This window comes from Agromyces humi (assembly GCF_009720255.1).
Taxonomy (GTDB): Bacteria; Actinomycetota; Actinomycetes; order Actinomycetales; family Microbacteriaceae; genus Agromyces; species Agromyces humi.
Genome location: NZ_WJSP02000504.1, coordinates 1 through 2,230, shown reverse-complemented (window position 1 = coordinate 2,230; position 2,230 = coordinate 1). Strand labels below are relative to the sequence as shown.

Here is a 2,230-nt window from a genome sequence, read left to right as displayed (position 1 = left end):
CCCGGCTCCGGGCGTCGGCGAGGGCGCGGGTCATCCCCGACCGACTGGAATCGGCCGCCAGTCGTGTGCCGGCCATGTGCCGAGCCTCGCGGATGCCGCGTGCGGCAGCGCCGGCGGCCGGGCATCCGATCGGGCAGGTGGGCCCACCCGTTCGGGCAACTCCGACCCGGATGCGAGGATGGTCCGGTGACCGATCAGCTCCACGACACCGCCGTTCGCGGCTTCGCCTCCGACAACTACTCCGGCGTGCACCCCGAGGTGCTCGCCGCGCTCGCCGCCGCCAACGGCGGCCACCAGGTCGCGTACGGCGAGGACCAGTACACCGAGCGCCTGCAGCAGGTGTTCGCGCAGCACTTCGGCGAGGGCGTCGAGGTCTTCCCGGTGTTCAACGGCACCGGCGCGAACGTCACGGGGCTGCAGTCGATGCTCCCCCGCTGGGGCGCGGTCATCTCGGCGTCGACGGCGCACATCAACTCCGACGAGGGCGGAGCACCCGAGCGGGTCGGCGGCATGAAGCTGCTCACGGTGAAGAGCCCCGACGGCAAGCTCACCCCCGAGCTCATCGACCAGGAGGCGTGGGGCTGGGGCGACGAGCACCGCGCGCAGCCGCTCGTCGTGTCCATCACGCAGACGACCGAGCTGGGCACCGCGTACACGGTCGAGGAGATCCGCGCGATCGCCGACCACGTGCACGAGCGCGGCATGAAGTTGCACATGGACGGCGCGCGCCTGTCGAACGCGGCCGCCTCCCTCGGCCTGCCCTTCCGCGCCTTCACCCGCGACGCCGGGGTCGACGTGCTGAGCTTCGGCGGCACCAAGAACGGCGCGCTCGGCGCCGAGGCGATCGTGGTGCTCAACCCCGAGGCATCCGAGGGCCTGAAGTACCTGCGCAAGCTCAACATGCAGCTCGCCTCGAAGATGCGGTTCGTGTCGGCGCAGCTCATCGCGCTGCTCGAGGGCGACCTGTGGTTGCGGAGCGCGTCGCACGCGAACGCGATGGCCCGACGCCTGCGCGACGCGCTCGACGCGGGCATCGCCGCCGGTGACCTGCCGGGCCTCGGCTTCAGCCAGGAGACGCAGTCGAACGGCGTGTTCGCCGTGGTGCCCGCTGGCGTGGCCGACCGGCTGCGCGAACGCGGCTTCCGCTTCTACGACTGGGATGCCGCCAAGGGCGAGGTGCGCTGGATGTGCTCGTTCGACACCAGCGAGGACGACATCGACGCGTTCGTCGCCGGGATCCGCGAGGAGCTGCACCGCGTCGCCTGAGCGCCCATGCCGGTTGACCGCCCAGCGGCGACCGGCGGCGTCGCGGCCGGATGACGTCGCGTTGCGGCATCCGGAATACGCCCAGCCTCGATGCGTTGTAATGGAACGGGACGACGGCGCCCCGGCATCAGTCCCATCGCAGAAGGCAGCACCACCATGACGCTCGTCACCGACCTCACGTCCCGCCGCGCCGACACCACCGCGCAGCTCATCAACCCCCTCGTCGAGCGCTGGAGCCCCCGCGCGTACGACCCCGCCGCCGAGGTGTCCACCGACGCCCTGCGCACGATCCTCGAGGCCGCCCGCTGGGCCCCGTCGGCGAACAACGTGCAGCCGTGGCGCTTCATCGTCGCCCGCCGCGGCACCGCGGCCTTCACCACCGTGCACGACGCGCTCCTCGGCTTCAACCAGGCCTGGGCCGACTCGGCCGCGGCGCTCATCGTGAACATCGCCGAGATCGTCGACCCCGAGGGCAACGCCCGCCCGTGGGCTCGCTACGACCTCGGACAGGCCGTCGCGCACCTCACCGTGCAGGCGCAGCACGAGGGCCTGCACACCCACCAGATGGGCGGCTTCGACGCTGCCCGCCTGCACGAGGCGTTCGACCTGGACGAGCGCCTCGAGGTGGTCTCGGTCACCGCGATCGGCGTGCTCGGCGACGTCGACACGCTGCCCGACCCGCTCCGCGAGCGCGAGGTCGCCCCCCGCCTCCGCAAGCCGCTCGAGGAGCTCGTGCTCGTCGGCGAGTAGCCCCCGCTCGCCCCGAGCACACGATGAGCGGATGCCGCGGCAGCACGCCGCGGCATCCGCTTCTGTTTCGCTCTCCGCCCGGCCCCGCGCTCGCGCCTCGCCGGCTCGAAATGGAGGAACTTCCGGGCGACTCGCCGTCCGGAGTCCGCACTCGGCACGCGCGCCGGCCGGAAGTTCCTCCATTTCGGCGCGACTGGAGCGCCGGGCGCGGCAT

General features: G+C 72.4%; 2 protein-coding genes. Both read left to right on the top strand.

Features of this window, described 5'->3' with window-relative positions:
* Nucleotides 1–186 precede the first annotated feature (186 nt).
* Complete coding sequence (locus tag GH736_RS21495) at nucleotides 187–1,266, top strand: threonine aldolase family protein (protein WP_159606931.1); 1,080 nt, start codon at nucleotides 187–189, stop codon at nucleotides 1,264–1,266.
* Nucleotides 1,267–1,422: 156 nt separating this feature from the next.
* Nucleotides 1,423–2,016 (top strand): nitroreductase family protein, encoded by a 594-nt coding sequence (locus tag GH736_RS21490; protein ID WP_159606929.1) that lies wholly within the window; start codon nucleotides 1,423–1,425, stop codon nucleotides 2,014–2,016.
* Nucleotides 2,017–2,230 lie beyond the last annotated feature (214 nt).